A 6,000-nucleotide genomic window follows, 5' to 3' on the forward strand; every position below is an offset into this window, starting at 1 on the left:
CTCCTCCTTGCTGGTGGTCTCGGCTCAGTTTAGTGGAGGTGGGTGTTCACCGTTCTTTCACGTTGGCTATCGATCGATAGTTCTAGCGTATGGATATTGGGGAATCGATGGGGAATTCGGTCTACCTCGCGGTGAGGGATCGGGCGATGCTGATGGTGAACCCCGCGAAGGAGCTAGGTGATGAAGCGCAAGTTGGTGACGTGCCCGAAGTGCGAGCTGGAGTTCACGTCGGCGCGTGAGCAGACGTATTGTCCGGGCTGCCATGCGTTGGTGGAACCGCGGGCTCGGGTGGGGAGTCGGTAGGCTGGTGGGCGGGTTCAGGGGGGTGTGCGGCCTTCCCAGCGGCGAAGGAGTGTTTCGCGGAGGGCGGTGGGGCTGTGGACTTCGATGCCGCCGAGGTCGGGCTCGACGGCCCAGGCTGCGGTGATGGGGATGGCCCCGGTGCGCTCGGCGGCTTGCCGCTCGGGCTTGCCGGGTGCGACGACGGCGGTCTGGGTGGGCTCGGTTTGGAGGAGGCGGTAGCATTCGGCGAGCTGGGTGGCGGGGTCGAAGCGGTCGCCGGCGGGTGGGACGATGAGGGCGAAGAAGCGATCGAGTCCGGTGGATTCGACTTGTTTGCGGGCGAGGGGGTAGGGGTGCCGGGTGATGGCGGCGATGTCGATTTGTTCGGCGCGGAGTTCGTCGAGTGCCATGCCGATGCCGTCGAAGACGAGGAGGCGTTTGAGGGCGCTGCGTTCGGCGTATTGGTGGCAGAGGGCTTCGGCGGCGTGGTAGTGGTGTGGGTCGTCGAGGAGGATGCGGAGGGCGTCGCGCCAGGGGCGGGTGTGGTAGGCGTCGGCGAGTTGGCGGGCTGATCGGCGCTGGCCGGTGACGGCGGCGATGGCTTCTTCGATGGTGTAGCAGAAGGCGGGGCGGGCATCGATGAGTGCCCGATCGAGGTCGAAGATGACGAGTCGTGGCCGGGGGCGGCCGCTGCCGACGAGTGGCATCAGGGGATGGCGGCGAAGTAGCGGTTGCGGGCGGCTTCGTACTCCTCGGGGGTGTTGAAGGTGAGGTCGAGGAGGTCGCCAGCTTCTACTTCGGCGTGGCGGTGGGCGTGTGCGTGGAGGACGCCGCGGAGCCCTTGGGTGGCGTCGTCGGCGTGCATGAGTTCTTCGCGGAGGGTGCCGGCGACGACGACGGGGTGGCCGCGCTGGTGGTGGTGGACTGGTACGACGTAGTCGGCGCCTGGGTGGAGGGCGTCGTAGAGGGTGCGGAGGAAGGTGGCGGGGCGGGGCTGGTCGACGTCGGCGATGAGGATGCGGTCGGCGTCGCGGCTGGCGGCTTTGGCGCCGATGCGGAGGGAGCCTGCACGTCCGAGCTGGAAGCGGGGGTTGAACATGATGCGGCAGGGGATGCCGCGGATTTGGCGGGCGACGTCGTCGGCGCGGTAGCCGAGGACGATGATGACTTCGTCGGCGCCGGCTTGCCAGGCTTGTTCGATGTGGTAGCGGGCGAGTGGCTGGCCGCCCCAGTCGAGGAGGGGCTTGGGGGTGTGCATGCGTTGGGAGAGGCCGGCGGCGAGGATGATGGCTGAGTTCATGGTGGTTGGTTGCTCGCTGGTGGTGGGGTTTGGGTGTTATGTGTAAGCGGGGGTGGGGAGGAGGGTGTTTTCGACGCCGAATTCTTGGGTGAGGATGCGGAGGAGTTCGTGGATGGGGGGGGCGAGGATGCGGTTGCGGAGGATGTGGAGGCCGACTTCGCGCTGTGCGGGCTGTTCCATTTCGCGGATTTCGACGCGCGTGAGGGAGCCGAGTTCGCGTTCGCGTTCGAAGGAGACGACGGGGAGGATGGCGACGCCGAGGCCGGCTTCGACCATGTGTTTGGTGGTTTCCATGTCGTCGAGTTCCATGACGGATTCGGGGACGACGCCGGCGCGGAGGAACATGGAGTAGACGAGGCTGTGGTAGCTGGAGCCGCGCTCGAAGAAGAGGAAGGGTTCGCGGGCGGCTTCGGCGATGGTGACGCGCTGTTTTTTGGCGAAGGGGTGGGTGGGGGGGACGACGAGGGCGAGGTCGTCGTTGTAGAGGTGGAGGGACTGGATTTCGGGGTGTTGGGCGAGGCGGGTGACGGCGAGGTGGAATTCGCCGGAGAGGAGGGCATCGATGATGTCTTCGGTTTGGCCGGTGGCGAGGTGGATGTGGACGCGGGGGCGGAGTTCGCGGAATTTTTTGAGGATGCGGGGGAGGACGTAGGTTGCGATGGAGGTGGAGGCGCCGATGCGGATGGTGCCGACTTCGCCGTGGCGGACGGCTTCGATGGCGTCGGTGCCTTCTTGGACGGCGGTGAGGGCGCGCTGGGCGTGGGGCATGAAGGCGCGGCCGGCATCGGTAAGGGTGACGCTGCGGCCGGTGCGTTCGAAGAGCCGTTCGCCGAGTTCCCGTTCGAGGGATTGGATGCGTGCGGTGACGGAGGGTTGGGTGAGGAAGAGGGCTTCGGCAGCACGGCTGAATGAGCGGTGGTGAGCGACCTGGATGAATGCTTCGAGCTGTGCCAGTTCCACGGGGTGACTCCGAGGCGGGAAACCGCCCGCCTTCTAGGGTAACGCTTAGGAACGGTAGAAGTTGGCGTTGATCTGGATGTAGTGTCGCATGTCGCCTTCGAGGGAGGCGTCATGGGCGATGGCGCTGACGGGGCAGGCGAGTTCGCAGGCGGCGCAGTCGATGCATTGGTCGGGGTCGATGTAGTACTGGGGGGCGTCGTCGGTGGTGTGGATGCAATCGACGGGGCAGACGTCGACGCAGGAGGCGTCTTTGACGTCGATGCAGGGTTCGGTGATGACGTAGGGCATGGTTCAGGGCGCCTCCTGGTGGGCGAAGGGGTCGGGGTGGACGCCGGTTTTTTGGACGATGATGTCTCCGAGGACGCGGGCCTGGCAGGCGAGGCGGAGGCGGGGGTCTTCGATGGAGCGTGGGCCGCGTTGGCGGATGAGGTTGGCGCGTTCGAAGCGGCCGATGGTGCTGAGGCGGCCGAGGCCGGAGAGGATGTGCATGGCGCAGTTGGTGCACTCGCCGTTGCGGTTGCAGCCGACGGGCCAGTAGAGGCCGGCGGCGTTGGCTGCATCGAGGACGGTGTCGTTGGGGCGAGCGGGGAATTCGTAGCCCCCGGGCTCGACGCGGACTCGGTACATTGCCGGTATTGTGCGGCGAGGCGCGGGGGCTGTCGATGGCGTGCGGGTGGTGGAGACGAGGGGACTCGAACCCCTTACCTCAGCAATGCGAATGCTGCGCTCTCCCAGATGAGCTACGTCCCCACGATGAGCGAGCCGCTTCCATCGTAGGAAGCGGCTCGCTGGTGGGTCAACTCTGGGGAGGGATCAGGAGCGGTGGGAGGAGCCCCTGCCGATGCGGTAGGAGGTTTCGCCGGTGAATTCGCGTTCTTTGCCGCATTTTTTGCACCGCCCGGGCGTCAGCTCTCCGCGTGGTGGTTCGAGGATCCAGTGGTGGACGCATTCGGCCACGACCTGGAGTGCTTCAGCCTTGGACATGGAATTACCCCCTGGGACGACGTCGAGGTGTTTGGCCTGGGGCTAAGGACCCCGCCACCGGCCGGGGCAAGTGTATGTCGGGCCTATAGACGGTTTCAATCGTTTATGGCGATTCGTCCAGCATGCCGGGCAAAGGTGTAATGATGATGCGGGCGGCTTGGAGGTCTATGGATTGGACGACTTGGGCGATTGCGGGGACGAGGATTTCGCCGTGCTGTCCTTGGACGACGTAGACGTCGTTGGCGCCGGGTTGGAGGACTTCGACGAGGGTACCGAGGTGTTGTCCGGTTGGGGTGACGACGGTGAGGCCGATGAGTTCGTGGATGAAGTAGGAGTCGGGGTCGTCGCGGAGGACGTCGGTGTCGAGGGCTTCGATGAGTTGGCCGTGGAGGTGTTCGACGTCGGTTCGGGTGTCGAGGCCGGTGAGTTTGATGATCCAGGTTGTGCCGGCCTGGCGGGCGCGTTCGACGATGCGGCGGGTGCCCTGGAGGTAGACAGGGCGGCCGCGTTGGATGTTTTTGGCGGTGGGGGAGAAGACTTCGACGCGGAGTTCGCCGCGGAGGGCGTGGGGTCGGAGGATGCGGGCGACGGCGGTGTATCCTGGGCGCGGCTCGGCGGGGAGGGTGACGGGGTTGCGCGGGCGCGCCGGGTGGGATGGGCCGGACGCGGGCATCTGGCTCAGTGGCCTATCTCCAGCTTGACGCGGATGTCTTCGCGGACTGCTGCGACTTTGGCGAGGGCGCGGAGGGAGGTGGCGATCCGGCCGTCGCGGCCGATGACTTGGCCGTAGTCGTCTAGGTGGACGCGTAGGTGGATGATGACGCGGTTGTCTTGGATGGTTTCGCTGACCTGGACGTCCTCGGGGTGGTCGACGAGGGCTTTGGCGAGGTATTGGACGAGTTCGCCGCTGAGGGTTTCGGGCATGGTCATTGCTGGTCGTTGGCGGGTGTTTGGGCCTGGGGCTCTGGCTGCTGGGCTGGCTTGGCTTTGGCGGTGGTGGCTGGCGTCTTTTCGAGGACGCCGGCGCGGACGAGGATTTTTTGGGCGGCTTCGGAGGGTTGGGCGCCTTTGCTGAGCCATTCGCGGGCGCGCTGGGCATCGAGGGTGATTTTGGGTGGGTCTTGGTGTGGGTCGTACGAGCCGAGGATTTCGATGAAGCGGCCGTCGCGGCGGTCGGGCTGGTTGGCGACGACGACGCGGTAGAGGGGGTATCCCTTTTTGCCGGTGCGCCGGAGGCGGATGCGGATCATGTGGACTCCTGGGGGACGACCGCGGTGGGCGGTCGAGATTGGCGGCGATGTCGAGGATACGACAATGGACGGTTAGCGCCACGCTGGGGTTCAGCGGAGGAGGGGCATTTTGCCGGTGGCGAGGGTTTTGGCGATTTTTCGGGCTTCGAAGAATTGTTTGAGGAGCTGGTTGACTTGGCTAGGGTCGGTGCCGCTGCCGCGGGCGATGCGTTTGCGCCGTTTGCCGTCGATTTTTTCGGGGTGGCGGCGTTCCCATGGGGTCATGGAGAGGACGATGGCTTCGGCTTGGGCGAAGAAGCGGTCGTCGATGTCGTCGACTTGGAGTTGCATTTTGATGCGGTTGAAGCCGGGGAGCATGGAGACGAGCTGGCCGAGGGGGCCCATTTTGCGGACTTTGCGGAGCTGGTCGATGAAGTCTTGGAGGTCGAAGGTGCCGTGCTTGAGTTTGTCTTTGAAGGCTTCGGTGTCGTCCTCGCCCATGGTTTCTTTGGCTTTTTCGATGAGGGTGAGGAGGTCGCCCATGCCGAGGATGCGATTGGCGAGGCGGTCGGGGTGGAAGGGCTCGAGGGCATCGGCTTTTTCGCCGATGCCGATGAATTTGACGGGTACGCCGGTGACGGCGCGGATGCTGAGGGCGGCGCCGCCGCGGGCGTCGCCGTCCATTTTGGTGAGGATGAGTCCGGTGGTTCCGATGCGCTCGTGGAATTCTTTGGCGGCGTTGACGGCGTCTTGACCGGCCATGGCGTCGGCGACGAAGAGGACTTCGGCTGGGTCGAGCAGGCGGCGCAGCTGGGCGACTTCGTTCATCATGTCGTCGTCGATGTGGAGGCGGCCGGCGGTATCGACGATGAGGTGGGTGGCGCCCATGCGTTTGGCTTTTTCGAGGGCGTTCTGGGCGATGGATGGGGGTGCGTTGGTGGTGCCTTCTTCGTGGATGGGGACGTCGAGGGAGCGGGCGAGGGTGACGAGCTGGTCGACTGCTGCGGGGCGATAGATGTCGCAAGCGGCGAGGAGGGGGCGCTGTCGCTGTTTTTTGAGGAGGTTGGCGAGTTTGGCGGCGCTGGTGGTTTTGCCGGAGCCCTGGAGGCCGACGAGAATGATGACGGTGGGTGGGCGGGCTGCGGTTGCGTGTTTGGGGGCTTGGCCGCCAAGGATGTCGACGAGCTCTTGGTGGACGATGTCGGTGACTTGCTGGGCGGGGGTGAGGCTGCGGAGGACTTGGGC

General features: G+C 65.6%; 11 protein-coding genes and 1 tRNA gene. 1 reads left to right on the plus strand and 11 read right to left on the minus strand.

The genetic code is table 11. The features are described 5' to 3' along the window. The first annotated feature begins 180 nt into the window (after window positions 1–180). On the plus strand, window positions 181–303 hold the full coding sequence (locus VAE53_RS02810) for a hypothetical protein (RefSeq protein WP_322817847.1): 123 nt from the start codon (window positions 181–183) through the stop codon (window positions 301–303). A 14-nt stretch (window positions 304–317) separates the two neighbouring features. Here the strand turns inward: VAE53_RS02810 and VAE53_RS02815 are convergent, their stop codons facing one another. The 11 genes from VAE53_RS02815 to ffh form a co-directional block, all read right to left on the minus strand. Further along, window positions 318–989 (minus strand): HAD hydrolase-like protein, encoded by a 672-nt coding sequence (locus VAE53_RS02815; protein ID WP_322817848.1) that lies wholly within the window; start codon window positions 987–989, stop codon window positions 318–320. Continuing rightward, window positions 989–1,582, minus strand: a complete 594-nt coding sequence (locus tag VAE53_RS02820; RefSeq protein WP_322817849.1) for a nucleotidyltransferase family protein — start codon at window positions 1,580–1,582, stop codon at window positions 989–991. The genes VAE53_RS02815 and VAE53_RS02820 overlap by 1 nt, the downstream gene beginning before the upstream one ends. A 36-nt stretch (window positions 1,583–1,618) precedes the next feature. After that, on the minus strand, window positions 1,619–2,542 hold the full coding sequence (locus tag VAE53_RS02825) for a LysR family transcriptional regulator (protein WP_322817850.1): 924 nt from the start codon (window positions 2,540–2,542) through the stop codon (window positions 1,619–1,621). 45 nt (window positions 2,543–2,587) lie between these two features. Beyond that, complete coding sequence (locus VAE53_RS02830; protein WP_322817851.1) at window positions 2,588–2,830, minus strand: ferredoxin family protein; 243 nt, start codon at window positions 2,828–2,830, stop codon at window positions 2,588–2,590. A gap of 3 nt (window positions 2,831–2,833) precedes the next feature. After that, on the minus strand, window positions 2,834–3,169 hold the full coding sequence (locus VAE53_RS02835; RefSeq protein WP_322817852.1) for a 2Fe-2S iron-sulfur cluster binding domain-containing protein: 336 nt from the start codon (window positions 3,167–3,169) through the stop codon (window positions 2,834–2,836). A gap of 47 nt (window positions 3,170–3,216) precedes the next feature. After that, window positions 3,217–3,292 (minus strand) — tRNA-Ala (locus VAE53_RS02840). Window positions 3,293–3,355: 63 nt separating this feature from the next. Then, complete coding sequence (locus VAE53_RS02845; protein WP_270057026.1) at window positions 3,356–3,526, minus strand: hypothetical protein; 171 nt, start codon at window positions 3,524–3,526, stop codon at window positions 3,356–3,358. Window positions 3,527–3,629: 103 nt separating this feature from the next. Beyond that, a complete protein-coding gene (gene rimM / locus VAE53_RS02850) occupies window positions 3,630–4,199 on the minus strand; it encodes a ribosome maturation factor RimM (protein ID WP_322817853.1) in 570 nt (189 codons plus the stop codon). A 5-nt stretch (window positions 4,200–4,204) separates the two neighbouring features. Beyond that, window positions 4,205–4,450: a KH domain-containing protein gene (locus VAE53_RS02855; protein WP_322817854.1), complete on the minus strand. Its 246-nt coding sequence runs from the start codon at window positions 4,448–4,450 to the stop codon at window positions 4,205–4,207. Window positions 4,451–4,452: 2 nt separating this feature from the next. Then, window positions 4,453–4,776: a 30S ribosomal protein S16 gene (gene rpsP / locus VAE53_RS02860; protein ID WP_322817855.1), complete on the minus strand. Its 324-nt coding sequence runs from the start codon at window positions 4,774–4,776 to the stop codon at window positions 4,453–4,455. Window positions 4,777–4,866: 90 nt separating this feature from the next. Beyond that, the coding region (gene ffh, locus VAE53_RS02865; protein ID WP_322817856.1) for a signal recognition particle protein at window positions 4,867–6,000 on the minus strand (1,134 nt) is incomplete at its 5' end.

Origin of the sequence: Tepidiforma sp., from assembly GCF_034432735.1 — a bacterium.
Taxonomy (GTDB): domain Bacteria; phylum Chloroflexota; class Dehalococcoidia; order Tepidiformales; family Tepidiformaceae; genus Tepidiforma.